Origin of the sequence: Rubrivivax sp. JA1055 (assembly GCF_020966565.1) — a bacterium.
GTDB lineage: Bacteria > Pseudomonadota > Gammaproteobacteria > Burkholderiales > Burkholderiaceae_C > Rubrivivax > Rubrivivax benzoatilyticus.
In genome coordinates, this window is record NZ_JAJKFP010000006.1 from 767727 (window position 1) to 783791 (window position 16065).

At 71.8% G+C, this 16065-nt stretch carries 18 protein-coding genes and 1 tRNA gene; 11 read left to right on the forward strand and 8 right to left on the reverse strand.

Annotation, left to right across the window (positions count from 1 at the left end):
- Positions 1-18 precede the first annotated feature (18 nt).
- Both nusA and rimP read right to left on the reverse strand, forming a co-directional pair.
- Positions 19-1497, reverse strand: a complete 1479-nt coding sequence (nusA, locus tag LOC65_RS12940) for a transcription termination factor NusA (RefSeq protein ID WP_164962291.1) — start codon at positions 1495-1497, stop codon at positions 19-21.
- A complete protein-coding gene (rimP, locus tag LOC65_RS12945) occupies positions 1494-2006 on the reverse strand; it encodes a ribosome maturation factor RimP (protein WP_230248292.1) in 513 nt (170 codons plus the stop codon). The genes nusA and rimP overlap by 4 nt, the downstream gene beginning before the upstream one ends.
- Positions 2007-2411: 405 nt before the next feature.
- On the opposite strand from rimP, the gene fabI reads away from it, so the two are divergent.
- A complete protein-coding gene (gene fabI / locus LOC65_RS12950) occupies positions 2412-3194 on the forward strand; it encodes an enoyl-ACP reductase FabI (protein ID WP_230247784.1) in 783 nt (260 codons plus the stop codon).
- A 120-nt stretch (positions 3195-3314) separates the two neighbouring features.
- On the opposite strand, the gene LOC65_RS12955 is transcribed toward fabI, so the two are convergent.
- Positions 3315-5582 (reverse strand): arginine/lysine/ornithine decarboxylase, encoded by a 2268-nt coding sequence (locus LOC65_RS12955; RefSeq protein WP_206023472.1) that lies wholly within the window; start codon positions 5580-5582, stop codon positions 3315-3317.
- 113 nt (positions 5583-5695) lie between these two features.
- On the opposite strand from LOC65_RS12955, the gene LOC65_RS12960 reads away from it, so the two are divergent.
- Both LOC65_RS12960 and LOC65_RS12965 read left to right on the forward strand, forming a co-directional pair.
- Positions 5696-6070, forward strand: coding sequence for a DUF2237 family protein (locus LOC65_RS12960; RefSeq protein ID WP_230247785.1), 375 nt, complete (start codon positions 5696-5698; stop codon positions 6068-6070).
- Positions 6071-6087: 17 nt separating this feature from the next.
- Positions 6088-6178: transfer RNA gene (locus tag LOC65_RS12965), tRNA-Ser, on the forward strand.
- Between the two features lie 51 nt (positions 6179-6229).
- Here LOC65_RS12965 and LOC65_RS12970 read toward each other — a convergent pair.
- The gene (locus LOC65_RS12970; protein WP_009859067.1) at positions 6230-7171 is read right to left on the reverse strand and encodes a DMT family transporter; all 942 of its coding nucleotides are present in this window, start codon (positions 7169-7171) and stop codon (positions 6230-6232) included.
- A gap of 138 nt (positions 7172-7309) precedes the next feature.
- On the opposite strand from LOC65_RS12970, the gene LOC65_RS12975 reads away from it, so the two are divergent.
- Positions 7310-8119, forward strand: a complete 810-nt coding sequence (locus LOC65_RS12975) for a helix-turn-helix domain-containing protein (protein WP_164962289.1) — start codon at positions 7310-7312, stop codon at positions 8117-8119.
- On the forward strand, positions 8116-9204 hold the full coding sequence (locus LOC65_RS12980; protein WP_230247786.1) for an FUSC family protein: 1089 nt from the start codon (positions 8116-8118) through the stop codon (positions 9202-9204). Before LOC65_RS12975 ends, LOC65_RS12980 begins: the two co-directional genes overlap by 4 nt.
- Here LOC65_RS12980 and LOC65_RS12985 read toward each other — a convergent pair whose 3' ends face one another.
- A complete protein-coding gene (locus tag LOC65_RS12985) occupies positions 9205-10116 on the reverse strand; it encodes a TIGR01212 family radical SAM protein (RefSeq protein WP_164962287.1) in 912 nt (303 codons plus the stop codon). It lies immediately after the preceding gene.
- 183 nt (positions 10117-10299) lie between these two features.
- Between LOC65_RS12985 and LOC65_RS12990 the strand changes: the two genes are divergently transcribed.
- Together LOC65_RS12990 and LOC65_RS12995 are read left to right on the forward strand one after the other, a co-directional pair.
- Positions 10300-12135: an AI-2E family transporter gene (locus tag LOC65_RS12990; RefSeq protein ID WP_230247787.1), complete on the forward strand. Its 1836-nt coding sequence runs from the start codon at positions 10300-10302 to the stop codon at positions 12133-12135.
- Between the two features lie 113 nt (positions 12136-12248).
- Complete coding sequence (locus LOC65_RS12995) at positions 12249-12413, forward strand: hypothetical protein (protein WP_230247788.1); 165 nt, start codon at positions 12249-12251, stop codon at positions 12411-12413.
- Positions 12414-12641: 228 nt separating this feature from the next.
- Here the strand turns inward: LOC65_RS12995 and LOC65_RS13000 are convergent, their stop codons facing one another.
- Positions 12642-12974: a hypothetical protein gene (locus LOC65_RS13000; protein WP_230247789.1), complete on the reverse strand. Its 333-nt coding sequence runs from the start codon at positions 12972-12974 to the stop codon at positions 12642-12644.
- Positions 12971-13156 (reverse strand): DUF1328 family protein, encoded by a 186-nt coding sequence (locus LOC65_RS13005; RefSeq protein WP_009859077.1) that lies wholly within the window; start codon positions 13154-13156, stop codon positions 12971-12973. The genes LOC65_RS13000 and LOC65_RS13005 overlap by 4 nt, the downstream gene beginning before the upstream one ends.
- 321 nt (positions 13157-13477) lie before the next feature.
- Here LOC65_RS13005 and LOC65_RS13010 point away from each other — a divergent pair, with 321 nt between their 5' ends.
- Genes LOC65_RS13010 through LOC65_RS13025 form a run of 4 tightly spaced genes read left to right on the forward strand, consistent with a single transcriptional unit; the run spans position 13478 to position 14650 of the window.
- Entirely contained in the window at positions 13478-13642 is a 165-nt protein-coding gene (locus tag LOC65_RS13010) for a DUF1328 domain-containing protein (RefSeq protein ID WP_009859078.1), read from the forward strand.
- Positions 13643-13653: 11 nt separating this feature from the next.
- The gene (locus tag LOC65_RS13015) at positions 13654-14037 is read left to right on the forward strand and encodes a hypothetical protein (protein ID WP_009859079.1); all 384 of its coding nucleotides are present in this window, start codon (positions 13654-13656) and stop codon (positions 14035-14037) included.
- An 8-nt stretch (positions 14038-14045) separates the two neighbouring features.
- Entirely contained in the window at positions 14046-14213 is a 168-nt protein-coding gene (locus LOC65_RS13020) for a hypothetical protein (RefSeq protein WP_230248304.1), read from the forward strand.
- The gene (locus LOC65_RS13025) at positions 14210-14650 is read left to right on the forward strand and encodes a BON domain-containing protein (protein ID WP_009859081.1); all 441 of its coding nucleotides are present in this window, start codon (positions 14210-14212) and stop codon (positions 14648-14650) included. The genes LOC65_RS13020 and LOC65_RS13025 overlap by 4 nt, the downstream gene beginning before the upstream one ends.
- Positions 14651-14699: 49 nt before the next feature.
- On the opposite strand, the gene LOC65_RS13030 is transcribed toward LOC65_RS13025, so the two are convergent.
- Positions 14700-16064 (reverse strand): CHASE3 domain-containing protein, encoded by a 1365-nt coding sequence (locus tag LOC65_RS13030; protein WP_164962283.1) that lies wholly within the window; start codon positions 16062-16064, stop codon positions 14700-14702.
- Position 16065: the final 1 nt, after the last annotated feature.

Sequence of the window (16065 nt, forward strand, 5' to 3'; positions counted from 1 at the left end):
CGTTCAACGGTCTGTCGTTCAGGCAGTGAACCAATGCTCGCGCGCCTTCATGATCAGAGCGCGCGCCTGCGTCTCGTCGACGCCGGTCATCTCGACCAGTTCATCGACGGCCAGGTCGGCCAGGTCGTCGCGGGTGTTGACGCCGCCGTCGGACAGCTTGCCGATCAGCTCGGGCGTCAGGCCCTCGAGGTCACGCAGATCCTGCGACACCTCCTCGACCTTCTCCTCGCGTTCGATCTCCATCGTCAGCAGCGCGTCCTTGGCACGGGTGCGCAGCTCTTGAACGGTGTCCTCGTCGAAGGCCTCGATCTCGAGCATCTCCTGCAGCGGCACGTAGGCCACTTCCTCGAGGCTCGTGAAGCCTTCGGCGATGAGGATGTCGGCGACTTCCTCGTCGACGTCGAGCTTCTCGACGAAGATCTTGCGCACCGACTCGGTCTCGGTGGCCTGCTTGGCCTGCGATTCCTCGGCGGTCATGATGTTGATGCGCCAGCCGGTCAGCTCCGACGCCAGACGCACGTTCTGGCCGCCGCGGCCGATCGCGATCGCGAGGTTCTCCTCGTCGACGACGACGTCCATCGCGTGGCGCTCCTCGTCGACGACGATGCTCTGCACGTTGGCCGGGGCCAGCGCGCCGATGACGAACTGCGCCGGGTCTTCGGACCACAGCACGATGTCCACGCGCTCGCCGGCGAGTTCGGTCGTCACGCCGTTGACGCGCGAGCCGCGCACGCCGACGCAGGTGCCGATCGGGTCGACGCGGCGGTCATGGCTGACGACGGCGATCTTGGCGCGGCTGCCCGGGTCGCGGGCGCAGCTCTTGATCTCCAGCAGGCCCTGCTCGATCTCGGGCACTTCCTGGCCGAAGAGCTCGACCATGAAGCCCGGCGCGCTGCGCGACAGCATGATCTGCGGGCCGCGCTGCGTCGGGTCGACGCCGAGGATGAAGGCCCGCACGCGGTCGCCCGAGCGCAGGTTTTCCTTCGGGATCATCTCGCTGCGCTTCAGGCGCCCTTCGACACGGCCGGACTCGACGATGATGTCGCCCTTGTCCAGACGCTTGACGGTGCCGACGAAGATCTTGTCGCCACGCGCCAGGAAGTCGTTGAGCAACTGCTCGCGCTCGGCGTCGCGGATCTTCTGCAGGATGACCTGCTTGGCCGCCTGGGCGCCGATGCGGCCGATCGGCACCGAATCGACCGACTCCTCGATGTAGTCGTCGACCTCGATGTCGGCAATCTGCTCCTGGGCCTCGAACAGCAGCACCTCGGCATCGGCGTTCTGCAACCCGGCCTCGTTGGGCACGACGTGCCAGCGGCGGAAGGTTTCGTATTCGCCGGTCTCACGGTCGACCGCCACGCGGATGTCGACCTCGCCGCCGTGCAGCTTCTTCGTGGCCGAGGCCAGTGCGGCCTCGACCGCGCCGAAGACGACGTCGCGATCGACCGTCTTCTCGCGCGAGATGGCGTCCACCAGCATCAGCATTTCGCGATTCATCGCTCCAGACCTCCGTCTACCCCCGGCTCAGTACCGGCCTTGCGGCCGCGCCGGCTTTTGAAATCAACAACCGGGACGAGCCGGGCTTCGCGCACCTCGTCGAGCGAGAACGCCAGCACCTGCTCGGCCTTGCCGTCCTGGAAGACGAGGTTCCAGCCCTCGCCCTCCCCTTTGCCCAGAAGACCCTTCCAATGCTTGCGGCCCTGGAACGGCTGCCGCAGCGTGAGTTCGATCTCCTGGCCCGAAAAACGCTCGTAGTCGGCGGCACGGCGCAGCGGCCGGTCCAGCCCGGGCGACGAAACCTCCAGGCGCTCGTAGTCGACGTTCTCGACCTCGAGCACGTACTGGAGTTGTCGCGTGACCGCCTCGCAGTCCTCGACCGTGACGAATTCGCCTTCGACCGGATAGGCGTGGCCGGGGACGCGGTCGATCGTGACACGCAGCAGCCCGCGACCGGCGCGCTCGACCTCGACCAGGTCGTAGCTCAACCCGGTGACCGTGCGCTCGATCGTGTCGCGCCAGCTGGTGCGACGTTCGTCGCCCGCGGCGCCTGCCTTGTCTGCCGTGTCCGTTCCGCTCAAAAGTGCCCCGTGTCCTGTACCGGTTGCCCGCCCATCGCCGCCCGGTTTCCCGGTGTCGGCGTCGCCCCCGGGGCCGCCGAGGCGTCTTGCCTGCCGCCTGCATGTGATCCGGGGCCGACGGCGGCATCTGCGATGGGCATCCGGTGCCCGGCAAACACGACCACGACCCCGGGCAAAGGCGTTCGAGCAAAAAAAATGGGCTGGAAGAATCCGCCCACGCCAGCTTTTCCCGGGAAAACGGCATTATAGCCACGGGCCAAACCCTGAGCAAGGGCAGAACATCGGCCGCGCCAAGATGCCAAAATCCACGCCTTCCCCAAGAACGGAGTCAACATGGGTTTCCTTGCCGGCAAGCGCCTGCTCATCACCGGCCTCATCTCGAACCGCTCGATCGCCTACGGCGTCGCCAGGGCCTGCCGCGCCCAAGGGGCCGAGCTCGCCTTCAGCTATGTCGGCGAGCGCTTCCGCGACCGGATCACCGAGTTCGCCGCCGAGTTCGGCTCGAACCTGGTCTTCGAGTGCGACGTCGGCGACGACGCGCAGATCGAGGCGATGTTCAAGCAATTGGCCGAGCACTGGCCGCAGTTCGACGGCTTCGTGCACTCGATCGGCTTCGCGCCGCGCGAGGCGATCGGCGGCGACTTCCTCGAGGGGCTGTCGCGCGAGGCCTTCCGCATCGCCCACGACATCTCGGCCTACAGCTTCCCGGCACTGGCCAAGGCCGCGCTGCCGATGCTCAAGCCGAATGCCGCGCTGCTGACGATGAGCTATCTGGGCGCGATCCGCGCGGTGCCCAACTACAACACGATGGGCCTGGCCAAGGCCTCGCTGGAAGCCAGCGTGCGTTACCTGGCGGCCAGCCTGGGCCCGCGCGGCATCCGCGTCAACGGCATCTCCGCCGGCCCGATCAAGACGCTGGCGGCCAGCGGCGTGAAGGACTTCGGCAAGCTGCTGTCCATCGTCGCCAGCAGCAACCCGCTGCAGCGCAACGTGACGATCGAGGAGGTCGGCAACGTCGCGGCCTTCCTGCTGTCGGACCTGGCCTCGGGCGTGACCGCCGAGATCACCTACGTCGACGGCGGCTTCAGCGAGGCGGTGGTCCGCAACGAGGAGTGAGCTCTCGCCGCGGCCGGGCCGCGGCAGCTCCTGAAAAAAGACAGCCGGGTGGCGCGAGCCCACGGCTGTTTTTGCGTCCGCGCGTTGCCGCCTGCGCACCGCCCTCGCGGGCGGCCGGCGTCAGGCCTCCTCGCGCACGCAGTCGACGTAGTAGCGCTTGCGGCCGTCGTCCGTGGTGTCCTCCACGAGACCGTGGACGTCGGTGGCGAAGCCCGGGAACGCGGCGTTGAACTCGCGCGTGAAACGCAGGTAGTCGACGATGCGCTTGTTGAAGCGCTCGCCCGGGATCAGCAGCGGGATGCCCGGCGGGTACGGCGTCAGCAGCGAGGTCGCGATGCGCCCTTCCAGGTCGTCGATGGCGACGCGTTCGGTGCGGCGATGCGCGATGTAGGCGAAGGCGTCGGTCGGCTTCATCGCCGGCACGATCTCCGAGACGTACATCTCGGTCGTCAGGCGGGCGATGTCGCCCTTGGCGTACTGCTCGTGGATCGCCTGGCACAGGTCGCGCAGCCCCATGCGCTCGTAGCGCGGATGCGCGGCGCAGAACTCGGGCAGCACGCGCCACATCGGCGCGTTGCGGTCGTAGTCGTCCTTGAACTGCTGCAGCGCCGTCAGTAGCGTGTTCCAGCGGCCCTTGGTGATGCCGATTGTGAACATGATGAAGAACGAGTAGAGCCCGGTCTTCTCGACGACGACGCCGTGTTCGGCGAGGAACTTGGTGACGATGGACGCCGGGATGCCGGTCTCGGCGAAGCGCCCCGACAGGTCCAGCCCCGGCGTGATCAGCGTGCACTTGATCGGGTCCAGCATGTTGAACCCGTCGGCCAGCGCGCCGAAGCCGTGCCACTCGGCGTCGGCCTCCAGGATCCACTGCGCGCTCCGGCCGATGCCGTCGTCGGCCAGCTCGTCCGGGCCCCAAACCTTGAACCACCAGTCGCCGTCGCCGAACTCGCCCTCGACCTTGCGCATCGCGCGGCGGAAGTCCAGCGACTCGACGATGCTCTCCTCGACGAGCGCCGGGCCGCCGGGCGCCTCCATCATCGCCGCGGCGACGTCGCAGCTGGCGATGATCGCGTACTGCGGCGAGGTGCTGGTGTGCATCAGGTAGGCCTCGTTGAAGAGGTGGCGGTCGAGCTTGCGCTCGGTCGCGTCCTGCACCAGCACCTGGCTGGCCTGGCTGATGCCGGCCAGCAGCTTGTGCGTCGACTGCGTCGCGAAGACCAGCTGGTCCTTCGGCCGCGCGCGCTTCTTGCCCATCGAGTGGAACGGGCCGTAGAAGCGGTGGAAGGCGGCGTGCGGCAGCCAGGCCTCGTCGAAGTGCAGCGCGTCGACATAACCGTCGAGCGCGTGCTTGATCGTCTCGGTGTTGTAGAGCACGCCGTCGTAGGTGCTCTGCGTCAGCGTCAGGATGCGCGGCTTGACCGTCTTCGGGTCGACGCCGGCGAGCAGCGGGTTGGCGGCGATCTTGCGTTCGATCGCCTCGCGCGAGAACTCGCTCTCGGGGATCGGGCCGATGATGCCGTAGTGGTTGCGCGTCGGCGTCAGGAACACGGGCACCGCCCCGGTCATGATGATCGAGTGCAGGATCGACTTGTGGCAGTTGCGGTCGACGACGACCACGTCGCCCGGCGCCACCATGTGGTGCCAGACCATCTTGTTGCTGGTGCTGGTGCCGTTGGTGACGAAGAAGCAGTGGTCGGCGTTGAAGATGCGCGCCGCGTTGCGCTCCGACGCGGCCACCGGGCCGGTGTGGTCGAGCAGCTGGCCGAGCTCCTCGACGGCGTTGCAGACGTCGGCGCGCAGCATGTTCTCGCCGAAGAACTGGTGGAACATCTGGCCCACCGGGCTCTTCAGGAAGGCCACGCCGCCGGAGTGCCCCGGGCAGTGCCAGGAGTACGAGCCGTCCTGGGCGTAGTCCATCAGCGCCTTGAAGAACGGCGGCGCCAGGCCGTCGAGGTAGCTGCGGGCCTCGCGGATGATGTGCCGGGCGACGAACTCCGGCGTGTCCTCGAACATGTGGATGAAGCCGTGAAGCTCGCGCAGCACGTCGTTCGGGATGTGCTGGCTGGTGCGCGTCTCGCCGTACAGGTAGATCGGGATGTCCGCGTTCTTGAAGCGGATCTCCTCGATGAACTTGCGCAGGTTCAGCACCGCCGGGTCGAGCTCGGGGCCGGGCGTGAACTCGTTGTCGTCGATCGACAGGATGAAGGCGCTGGCGCGGCTTTGCTGCTGCGCGAACTGCGACAGGTCGCCGTAGCTGGTGGCGCCGACAACCTCGAAGCCCTCTTTCTCGATGGCCTCGGCGAGCGCGCGGATGCCGAAACCCGAGGTGTTCTCGGAGCGGAAGTCCTCGTCGATGATGACGATGGGAAAGCGAAAGCGCAGCATGGGCCGGGGCCTCGTCGGAGCGACAGGGGTGAAACGAGGCGCGAAGTGTAGAGGCCGACGGGGACGAACGCCGTGACGAACAATCGGCGCGTCTGCATGACCCGGCCCGCACCATGCCCCAAGACCTCAACGTGCTCGGCAGCAAGCTCGTGCCCTGCTCCTATGACCCGCTGACCGGCTGGCGCCGCGACGGCTGCTGCCACGGCGACGCCGACGACCCCGGCCGCCACCTCGTCTGCGCGCGCATGACGCTGGCTTTCCTGAACTTCCAGATGGAACAGGGCAACGACCTGATCACGCCGCGGCCCGAGCTGCGCTTCGCCGGCCTGAAGCCCGGCGACCGCTGGTGCGTCTGCGTGCTGCGCTGGCGCGAGGCCTACGAAGCCGGCTGCGCGCCGCCGGCGGTGTTGGAGAGCACGCACGCCGCAGCGCTCGATTTCGTACCGCTTTCCTGGCTTCAGCGCAGCAACACCGCGGAGCTGAGGTAGACTCCTGGGTTCTTTCCGGAAGGGTGGATGAGCGGTTTAAGTCGCACGCCTGGAAAGCGTGTGTGGGTTAACAGCCCACCGCGGGTTCGAATCCCGCCCCTTCCGCCAGATCGAAGCAAAACGGCCCCTCTGCGGGCCGTTTTGTTTTTCCGGGCCGGCTCAGCGGCTCGCCGCGCCGCGCGACGCCCACCCGCGCAGCAGCCCTTCCAGCCAGCCGTGCGCGCTGACGACCAGCACCCCGGCCAGCACCAGCCCGGCGCCGGCGACGAAGGCCGCGTCCAGGCGCTCGGCGAGCAGCCAGGCGCCGAAGACGACACCGAGGATCGGCGTCAGGAAGGCCAGCACGCCCAGGCGCGACGCCAGGTAGTGGCGCAGCAGCCAGAACCAGACCAGGAAGCTGGCGAACGAGACGATCAGCGCCTGGAAACCCAGGTGCGCCCAGAACGCCGGTGTCGCCTGCAGCGCGGTCTGGCCGGTGACGAGCGCGCCGGCGCCCAGCAGCACGCAGGCGCCGAGCAGTTGGTACAGCAGCGTCTCGGTGGCCGGTGCCTCGCTGAGCCGCGAGCAGCGGATGACGACCGTCGTCGCCCCCCAGGACGCGCCGGCGGCCAGCGCCAGCAGGTCGCCCCAGAGCATCGTCATGCCCATCGCCGTGCCGCCACCGCGCCCGCCGAAGGCCAGCGCGATGCCGCCGAAGGCGATGGCGATGCCGGCCCACTGCAGCGGCCGCAGCCGCTCGGCCGGCAGCCGCAGGTGCAGCCCGACCGCGGCGAAGATCGGCGAGGTGTAGAGGAAGACGACGACGTGCGAGGCATGCGTGTGGCGCAGCGCCTCGGCGACGAACAGGTACTCCAGCGCGAACAGCAGCCCGACCACCAGCCCGGCGCGCCAGCGCCCGGTCGCCAGCGCCACACGCTCGCGCCGCCAGGCCATCACGCCGGCCACCAGCAGCGCCGCGACGGCCGAGCGCAGCGCCACCATCAGCATCGGCGAGACGTCGGCCGCGGCGGCCTTCAGCGAGATCTGCTGCAGGCTCCACAGCATGCACAGCAGCACCATCACGCCGACGGCGAGGCCGTCGAGGTTCTTGCGGGAATCCATCGGGGGGAGCAGCGCGTCGCACGCGCAAGGCGGGAGAGAACGCCCCCAGTGTCATGCTGTCAGAAGCTCGACGCATAACGAATATCGGACAATGTGCAGCGAGGGCCAGCCAGCCGCGCCACGCCCGCCACCTCCGCAATGGACACCGAAGACCCACCGCGCCACCTGCTGCAGCCCTACGCCGGCACGATCGACACGCCGGTCTGGTTCCGCGCTGCACGCGTGCCGGCCGACGCCGGCTATCCGGCGCACCGCCATGACGGCGGCGAGCTGGTCTACGCCTTCAGCGGCGTGCTCGAGATCGAGATCGCCGGCGCGCTGTACCTCGCGCCGCCGCAGTACGCGCTATGGCTGCCGCCGGGCGTCGAGCACCGCGCGCTGAACCGGCGCGAGGCGCACCACGCCTCGGTCTACGTCGCCGCTGCGCTGTGCGCGACGATGCCGGGCGAGGCCGCGGCGATCACCGTCGACCCGCTGCTGCGCGCGCTGCTCGCCCATCTGGACCGCCATCCGCCGGCCGAGCCGCCCACCGAGGCCGAGGCGCGCCTGCTGCAGGTGCTGGTCGACCGCCTGGTCGCCGCGCCGCGTTCGGGCAGCTACCTGCCCGTGTCGCGCGACCCGCTGCTGGCGCCGGTGCTGCAGGCGCTGCAGGCCGACCCGGCCGACGAACGCAGCGTCGGCGAACTGGCCGCCGCCGTCGGCACGACCGAACGCACGCTGGCGCGGCGCTGCCAGCGTGAACTGGGCATGCCGCTGGCCGCCTGGCGCCAGCGCCTGCGCGTGCTGCGCGCGCTGGCGCTGCTCGACGACGGGCGCAAGGTCGAGGCCATCGCGCTGGACCTGGGCTACGCCAGTGCGTCGGCCTTCATCGCGATGTTCCGCCGGCTGATGGGCACCACGCCCGACGACTACCGCAGCCGGCGTGCCGAGCCGGGGACCTGCCGATGAGCGCCTGGCCCACCCGCCTGGCCGAGCTGGCGCGTGCCGAATGGCAGCACCTGACGAAGATCCAGCGCAGCGACCGCCTCTGGCAGATGCCGGTGGCCGCGGCGCTGGCCACCGGGCTGCCGCTGCTCGTCGGCGCCTGGTTCGGCCACCTCGAGTTCGGCCTCGTGTCCTCGCTCGGCGGCCTGGTCTTCGTGCACACGCCGAACACGCCGATGCAGCACCGCATGGTCGTGCTGATGGCCTGCGCCTTCGCGATGACGGCCTGCTACGCCACCGGCGTCCTGTGCCACTTCGCGCCCGGCTGGGCGGTGCCGGCGATCGCCTTCCTCACCGCCGTCGTGACGATGCTGGTGCGGCTGTACGCGATGGGGCCGCCGGGCAGCCTGTTCTTCGTGATGGCCGCGGCGATCGGCGCCTACACGCCGGTGCAGGTGGAGGACCTGCCGCGTGCGGTGGGCCTGCTGTTCCTCGGCGCCTTGCTGGCGGTGCTGATCGCCTTCGTCTACAGCCTCTGGGCGCTGCGGCTGCGTGCGCCGCAGGCGCCGCCCGCGCCGGCGCCGCCGAGCTTCGACGACGTCGTCTTCGACTCGGTCGCCATCGGCGCCTTCGTCGGCCTGTCGCTGGCCCTGGCGCAGGTGCTGGGGCTGTCGCGGCCGTACTGGGTGCCGATCACCTGCCTGGCGGTGATCCAGGGTGCGTCGCTGCGCGCGGTGTGGATCCGCCAGCTGCACCGCGTTCTGGGCACCGCCGCCGGGCTGCTGGTCGCCTGGGCCATCCTGTCGCTGCCGCTGGGGCCGTGGAGCGTGGCCTTCGTGCTGATGGGACTCAGCTTCGTCATCGAGATCTGCGTCGTGCGCCACTACGGGCTGGCGGTGATGTTCATCACGCCGCTGACCATCCTGCTGGCCGACGCCGCGCACCTGGGCGCGGTGGCGCCGGGGCCGCTGGTGCAGGCACGCTTCATCGACACCGCGCTGGGCTGCGCCGTCGCGCTGGCCGGCGCGGCCTGCCTGCACGACCGGCGTTTCCGGGTGCTGGTCGGGCGGCCGATGCGGCGGCTGATCCCGCCGCGGCTGCTGCGCTGATCACGCCGGGGCGGGCAGATGCGCGCCCTGGCCGCCGTGCAGGTCGAGGTCGGCGCGGATCGCCTGCATCGCCGGCCAGACCGTGCTGCACCAGGCGGGCGCGACCAGCGTCGGCGCGCGCGCGGTGGCGCTGACGCGGTGGAACACCAGCTCCGGCGGCGTGCGCCGGATCAGCTCGCCGACCAGCGCCGCGTAGGCCGGCAGCTCGGGCGGCGCGATCTCGCCGCGTTTGTGCGCCACGGCCAGCCGGCTGCCGCGCGTGATCATCAGCGGGTGCAGCTTCAGACCCTCGGCGCCGGCGTCGAGCACACGCTCCAGCGTCGTGAAGGCGTGGGCGTCGGTCTCGCCGGGCAGGCCGAGGATCAGGTGGGTGCAGACCGGCACGCCGGCGGCGCGCGCGCGCGCCACCGCATCGGCATAGGCTGCCCAGCCGTGGCCGCGGTTCACACGCGCCAGCGTCTCGTCGTGCGCGCTCTGCAGGCCCAGCTCCAGCCAGACCTCGTAGCCACGTTCGCGGTAGCCGGCCAGCAGCGCCAGCACCGCGTCGGGCACGCAGTCGGGCCGCGTGCCCACCGCCAGGCCGACGACATCGGGGCTGGCGGTGGCCTCGGCGTACAGCCGCGTCAGCGTCTCGACCTCGGCATAGGTGTTGGTGTAGGCCTGGAAGTAGGCGATGTAGCGCGCCGCACGCTTCAGCTCGGCGCGGCGTTCGGCGAGCTGCTGCGCCAGCGGCGCGTCACCGTCGTCGGCGGCGAAGGACAGCACGCTGCAGAAGGTGCAGCCGCCGCGGCCCAGCGTGCCGTCGCGGTTGGGGCAGCCGAAGCCGGCGTTCAGAGACAGCTTGCGCACACGTTCGCCGTAGCGCGCCTTCAGGTGGCGGCCCAGCGTGTTGACGAGGTCATCGAGGTTCACGGCCGCGATTGTCCGCCGTGGCGCGGCACGCCCCGGTCGGCAACGCCGGGGCCGAGCCGGCGCCGCGGAGCGCGGCGCGCCTGATCCGCGCCCGGGGCGCCGTCCTACAGCACCCGACGCGCTGCGCCGACGCGGCCGGCCCGCCCCCCGGCGCCCAATCGGAGCGCCACGACCGGAGCCCCGATGCCCGCCGACGACGCCGCCGAACCCGCCCGAGGCGAACGCCTCGTCGCCCTGCCCGCCGCGCTGGCGATGGCGATCGCGATCGCGCTCGTCGTCGCCGCGCTCTATCTGGGCCAAGCGATCCTGGTGCCGTTCGCGCTGGCGGTGCTGCTGGCCTTCGTGCTCGACCCGCTGGTCACGCGGCTGCGCCGGCCCTGGCTGCCGCGCGCCGCGGCGGTCGGTCTGGTCATCGCGACGATGGTCGCGCTGCTCGGCGGGCTGTCGCTCTACGTCGGCTCGCAGGTCGCCGAACTGGGGCGCGACCTGCCCCGCTACCAGAGCACGATCCAGAAGAAGCTGCGCATGCTGCGCCAGGCGGTTGTCGACCGCGGCGGCTCGCTGGGCGGCGCCTCGCGCGTCGTCGACGTCGTCGAGCGCGAGTTCGACGCCGCGCGACGGGCGCTGCAGCCGGGCCCGGCCAGCGCCGGCCGCACGCCGCTGCCGGTGCGTGTCGACCCGACACCGGCCTCGCCGCTGCAGGCGCTGGCCGACGTCGCGCTGCCGGTGCTGACACCGCTGGCCACCGCCGCCATGTCGCTGGTCTTCCTGATCTTCATCCTGATCGACCGCAGCGACCTGCGCGAGCGCCTGCTGCGTTTTGCCGGCGCCGACCTGCGCCGCGCCACCGCCGCGGTGGACGAGGCGGCACGCCGCGTCAGCCGCTATCTGACGGTGCAGCTCGGCCTGAACCTGGCCTTCGGCTGCGCACTGGGCCTGGGGCTGTGGTTGATCGGCGTGCCGGGTGCGCTGCTGTGGGGCGTGCTCGGCGCGGTGCTGCGCTACGTGCCTTACGTCGGCGGCCTGGTGGCCGCGGTGTGCCCGGCGCTGATGGCCTTCGCCGTCGACGACGGCTGGAGCCTGCTGCTGTGGACGGTGACGCTGGTGCTGGTGCTGGAGATTCTCATCAACAGCGTCGTCGAGCCTTGGCTGTACGGCGCCAGCGCCGGCATCGCGCGTGTCGCGCTGCTGCTGTCGGCGGCATTCTGGGCCGCGCTCTGGGGCCCCGTCGGCCTGCTGCTGGCAACGCCGGTCACGGTCTGCCTGGTCGTCATGGGCCGGCATCTTCGGCCGCTGCGTTTCCTCGACCACCTGCTCGGCTCGACGCCGGTCTTCGACGCGCCGACCCGTCTGTACCAGCGCCTGCTGGCCGGCGACGTCGAGGAGGCGATCGAGCTGGCCGAGCAGGAACTGCGCAGCGGCTCGCTGAGCGGCTTCCTGCGCGACACCGGCGTGCCGGCGCTGCAGCAGGCGAGCCGGGCACACGCACGCAGCGGCGCCGAGCACCGCCACCGCGTCGTCTCCGGCATGGCCGCGCTGCTGCGCGAGCTGCGCCAGGCCTCGCCGGCACCGGCCGCCGGCGCGGCGCGTGTGCTGTGCATCGGCCTGCGCTGCGAACTCGATTCGCTGGCCGCGGAGATGCTCGCCCTGGCGCTGGCCGCGGCCGGCACCGACGCGCGGCATCTGCCGGCAGCGGCGCTGGGCGTCGAGCAGATCGGCCGCCTGCCGCTGGACGGCGTCGACGCGGTCGTGCTGTCGAGCTTCAACCCGGCGCCGCAGACCAACACACGCCTGGTCTGCCGGCGGCTGCGCCGCCGCCACCCCGGGCTGCGCATCGTGCTGGCACCGTGGAACGCGCCGGCCGCGCTGCGCACGCCGGAGGCCGCGGCCGAACTCGGCGTCGACCACGTCGCCGCGACGCTGGACGAGGCCGCACTGCAGGCCCGGCCGCCTTCACGCGCTGCCGCGGACTGCGGCAGCGCCGCGCCGGCGACGCTGGGCGAGCCCTCGCCGGCCTGACGGCGTCTTGTCCGACAAGGCACGGCGGCGCCTCCCGACGCCGGCCACCCGGCCGGGCCGCCGACGATGTTCACCACCGTGGCCCGTCCGGGCCCGCAGCAGAGGAGCCGCAGATGAACGAGGGCCAGCACGACGACCCCCGCCCCGCCGACGAGCCCTGGGACCCTGAAGACGCCGCCTGGGCGCTGGGCTGCGAAGCCGCCCTGCCCTTCCTGACCGACGCCGGCACGCCGCAGGACGACGGCCGCGGCGCGCAACGGCTGCCGCACCGGGACTGAAAACCCGCACCCGGCGCGACGAAGCGGCGGCAGACGGCTCCCATCGCGCTTGCAGTCGCAGCCGGCAGCGTTCAGCGGGGCGACCTGTGGCCTGGCGGCCGGCCCCGCCACCGGCCCCGGGGCACGTGCCGGCAAGCGGAACACAACGCGCGTCATGCGCCGGGCGACCCGGTCGCCCGACTGCCCCCGCCCGGCCTCCGGTGCGGGGGCCTTTTTTCGCGGGGCCGCTCAGAAGCGCTTGCGCCAGGCGATCGCCAGGCCGTCGCGGCGCGGCCGCAGCGTCAACGATGCGTCACCCGACAGCTGCACCCGCAGCGCGCCACGCGGCAGCACGACCGGCCCCTCGCCGTCCTCGAACGCGAGCACCGGGCGCGCGGCCAGCGCGGCCTGCGGCGATGCGAATGCCGGCTCGGGCACGATCATCAGACGCGGCCCGGCAGCGGACGGATGGCGCGACGTGCGCAGGTCCGGCACCGCGCTGCGCGGCTCGGCGGCCAGCGTGGCGCCCGCCAGCGGCAGCAGCAGCAGCAGCACGATGGCCAGGCGGCCGGCGGCGTTCATCGCGACACCTTGCGTGCCCGGCGCCGGCGCAGCAGGTCAAGCGCGAAGCTGCCCAGCGCCAGCACCAGGAAGAGCACGAACAGCAGCTGCGCCACCTGCGCGGCGCCGACGGCCACACCGGTGAAGCCCAGCGCGCCCGCGACCAGCGCGATGACGAAGAAGACGACGGCCAGTTGCAGCATGAGCCACCTCGCGTCCGGCTGGGGCCAGGGTGTCCGGCCCCGGGTCGACAGCGTAGGCAGCGCCGGCGGCAGCCCGGGTGGGAAGCGGCCACACGCCGCTGTCGGTGGCCTGCGAGCGGCCCTGTAGGAGGCGGCCGATCACGCGGCCGAGGGGCGGGGCCGGCGGGTCGAGCGCCGGCGGCGAGGTAGTCCGCCTCCTACCGGCGGCCGCTTCGCGCGCCGACACGGCCGCGGGGCCGAGGCCGCTGCCGCGCCGGCGGCGGCGCTCCAAGAATGGTTTCACCGCGGCAGCCTGCCGCATGACGCACAGAGGAGACCCCGATGCTTCACTACGCGCTCGCCTTCCTGGTCGTGGCCCTGATCGCCGCGGTCCTCGGCTTCGGCGGCATCGCGGCCGGCGCCGCCGGCATCGCCAAGATCCTGTTCTTCGTCTTCCTGGTGCTGGCGATCGGCGGTTTCGTCGCCAGCCTGATGCGCAAACCCTGAAGGAGACCCCGATGAACCGACACGAGCACTCCAACCGCACCGACGAACTCGCTTCGCGCGCGCAATCGGCCTGGGACGAAGGCCGCCGCTTCGCCAGCGAGGCGCACGAAGCCCTGGACGACGGGGCACGCGCGGCACGCCAGGAGGCCGCCGAGGCCTTCGGCCGCGCCCGCAGCCAGGTCGGCGACGCCGCCCGGCGCGGCTGGGACAGCGCCCGCGAACTCGGCGCCAGCGTGCGCCACCGCGTCGACCTGGCCGGCGAGCGCACGACGGCGAAGATCCAGGAGCAGCCGGTGAAGGCGGTGCTGGTCGCCGCGACCGCCGGCGCCCTCGTCGCGCTGCTGCTCGGCGCGCTGGCCTCCCAGCGCCGCGATGGCTCGCGCCACCTGCGCTGAGGCCGCCGATGCAAGACGACCGAGACGCCTGGCTGGACGACGTGCGCCGCTGGTACTACGGCGGCTCGCCGCCGGCCGGCGACCTCCTGCCCGCACCGGCCACCCGCGACGCCCCGGCGGCGCGCCGCAGCCCGCCCCCATCCGATAGCGCCCACCAACGAAAGGAAGCCCGATGAACACACCCCGACGCCCGCTCGCCGCCACCGTGATCGCCGCCGCCGTCGCAGCCCTGGCCCTGACGGCCTGCGGCCGCCAGGACGAGCAGACCGCCGGCGAGAAGCTGGACTCGGCCACCGCCGCCGCCGGCAACGCCGCCGAACGCGCCGGCAACGCCATCGAGAACGCGGCCGAACGCACCGGCGAGGCGATCGGCAACGCCTCCGAGCGTGCCGGCGCGGCGATCGACGACGCGACGGTCACCGCGCGTGTCAACGCCGAGCTGGCCAAGGACCCGGACCTCAGCGCGCTGCGCATCGACGTCGACACCGAGTCCGGCCGCGTCGTGCTCAAGGGCAGCGCACCCGACGTGGCGGCACGCGAACGGGCGACGCAGATCGCCGCCCGGGTCGACGGCGTCAAGGGCGTCGACAACCGTCTGGAAGTGAAGAGCTGAGGCCGCAGGCGGCGGCCCGCCGCCGCCCCGATCTGGCGGACTGCGCGGATCAGGCGGTGGCGGTTTCGGCGGCCAGCGGCAGCCAGGCCTCGATCAGCGTGCCTTCGCCGGGCCGCGAGTGCACGCGCATCGCCCCGCCCTGCGACTCGACGCGATAGCGCATGCCCATCAGGCCGTGCGCCGTGCCGCTGACGGTCTCGGGGTCGAAGCCGCGGCCGTCGTCGCGCACGGCGATGCGTGCGCGGTCGCCGTCGCGCGCCAGCGTCAGCGTCACGCGGCGCGCGGCGGCGTACTTCGCGATGTTGGTCAGCGACTCCTGGACGAGGCGGAAGGTGGTGATCTGCGCGCTGTCGGCCAGCGGCACGTCCTCCAGCTCGACCTGCACCGGCAGCTCCGAGCGCTGCGAGAACTCGCGCGCCTGGATCTCCAGCGCCGCGACCAGGCCCAGGTTGCTCAGCGACGAAGGCCGCAGGTCCTCGATGATGCGGCGCTTCAGGCCGATGCCGTCGTTGATCGTGTCGTTGAGGTGCTTGAGCCGCGCCTCGGCCTCGGGCGACATCGTGCCGAGGCTGCGCTTGAGGCGCGCGGCGTCGAGCTTGGCCGCCGTCAGCAGCGCGCCGAGTTCGTCGTGCAGCTCGCGCGCCAGGCGGCTGCGTTCGTCCTCGCGTGCGGTCTGCAGGTAGTTCGCGAGGTCGGTGAGGTCGCGGGTGCGGCGCGCGACCTCGGTCTCGAGATGGTCCTTCTCGGCCTGCAGCGCCAGCGCATGGCGGCGCTGGACCTCGTCGAAGCTGGCCGTCTGGCGCAGGAACAGCATCAGCGCCAGCAGGCTCAGCGCGGTCATCGCGTTGACGCCGATGCGCTGCAGGCGCAGCGTCTCGTAGACGTCGGCCCGGTCGGCCCGGATCAGCTGCGACTCGTGGTCGAGCAGCTGCTGCCCGAGCGTGCGGATGCGCTCCATCTTGTCCAGGCCGATGTTGGACATCAGCAGCTCGTGCCAGGCCTCGTGGCGGCCTTCGTCGTACAGCCGCACCGCGGTGGCCAGGTCCGACAGGCGCTGGTCGACGGTGGTGACGATGCCCTGCATCAGCGCGGTGGCCTCCGGGTCGCCGGCGAAGTAGGTGCGCAGCCGCTCGACACTGGCCGGCACCGAGGCCGCGGCCTTCTCGTACGGGTCCAGGTACTCCTTGCGCCCGGTGAGCAGGTAGCCGCGCTCGCCGGTCTCGGCATCGACGAGCGCGCCGCGCAGCATCTGCAGCTCGACGCGGGCGCTGCCGCGTGTGCCCAGCTGGTCCAGCGAGGCCACCGAGTCGCGGTAGGCGAGTTCGTTGATGAAGAGGATGACCAGCGCCGCCACCGCCGCCAGCGGCAGCGCCAGCGCGCTGCGGCGCAAGCGCGAGACCAGACCGAAACGCATC

What these genes read in the sequence shown, in the direction of transcription:
- LOC65_RS13005 (WP_009859077.1), bottom strand. Translation starts at nt 13,156, where the DNA reads ATGCTGCAACTGGCCGTCGTCTTCTTCGTCATCGCGCTGGTCGCGGGC.
- LOC65_RS13015 (WP_009859079.1), top strand. Translation starts at nt 13,654, where the DNA reads ATGAACCGACACGAGCACTCCAACCGCACCGACGAACTCGCTTCGCGC.
- LOC65_RS12975 (WP_164962289.1), top strand. Translation starts at nt 7,310, where the DNA reads ATGGACACCGAAGACCCACCGCGCCACCTGCTGCAGCCCTACGCCGGC.
- fabI (WP_230247784.1), top strand. Translation starts at nt 2,412, where the DNA reads ATGGGTTTCCTTGCCGGCAAGCGCCTGCTCATCACCGGCCTCATCTCG.
- LOC65_RS13000 (WP_230247789.1), bottom strand. Translation starts at nt 12,974, where the DNA reads ATGAACGCCGCCGGCCGCCTGGCCATCGTGCTGCTGCTGCTGCTGCCG.
- LOC65_RS12990 (WP_230247787.1), top strand. Translation starts at nt 10,300, where the DNA reads ATGCCCGCCGACGACGCCGCCGAACCCGCCCGAGGCGAACGCCTCGTC.
- LOC65_RS13025 (WP_009859081.1), top strand. Translation starts at nt 14,210, where the DNA reads ATGAACACACCCCGACGCCCGCTCGCCGCCACCGTGATCGCCGCCGCC.
- LOC65_RS13010 (WP_009859078.1), top strand. Translation starts at nt 13,478, where the DNA reads ATGCTTCACTACGCGCTCGCCTTCCTGGTCGTGGCCCTGATCGCCGCG.
- LOC65_RS13020 (WP_230248304.1), top strand. Translation starts at nt 14,046, where the DNA reads ATGCAAGACGACCGAGACGCCTGGCTGGACGACGTGCGCCGCTGGTAC.
- LOC65_RS12960 (WP_230247785.1), top strand. Translation starts at nt 5,696, where the DNA reads ATGCCCCAAGACCTCAACGTGCTCGGCAGCAAGCTCGTGCCCTGCTCC.
- nusA (WP_164962291.1), bottom strand. Translation starts at nt 1,497, where the DNA reads ATGAATCGCGAAATGCTGATGCTGGTGGACGCCATCTCGCGCGAGAAG.
- LOC65_RS13030 (WP_164962283.1), bottom strand. Translation starts at nt 16,064, where the DNA reads ATGCGTTTCGGTCTGGTCTCGCGCTTGCGCCGCAGCGCGCTGGCGCTG.
- LOC65_RS12980 (WP_230247786.1), top strand. Translation starts at nt 8,116, where the DNA reads ATGAGCGCCTGGCCCACCCGCCTGGCCGAGCTGGCGCGTGCCGAATGG.
- LOC65_RS12955 (WP_206023472.1), bottom strand. Translation starts at nt 5,582, where the DNA reads ATGCTGCGCTTTCGCTTTCCCATCGTCATCATCGACGAGGACTTCCGC.
- LOC65_RS12995 (WP_230247788.1), top strand. Translation starts at nt 12,249, where the DNA reads ATGAACGAGGGCCAGCACGACGACCCCCGCCCCGCCGACGAGCCCTGG.
- LOC65_RS12970 (WP_009859067.1), bottom strand. Translation starts at nt 7,171, where the DNA reads ATGGATTCCCGCAAGAACCTCGACGGCCTCGCCGTCGGCGTGATGGTG.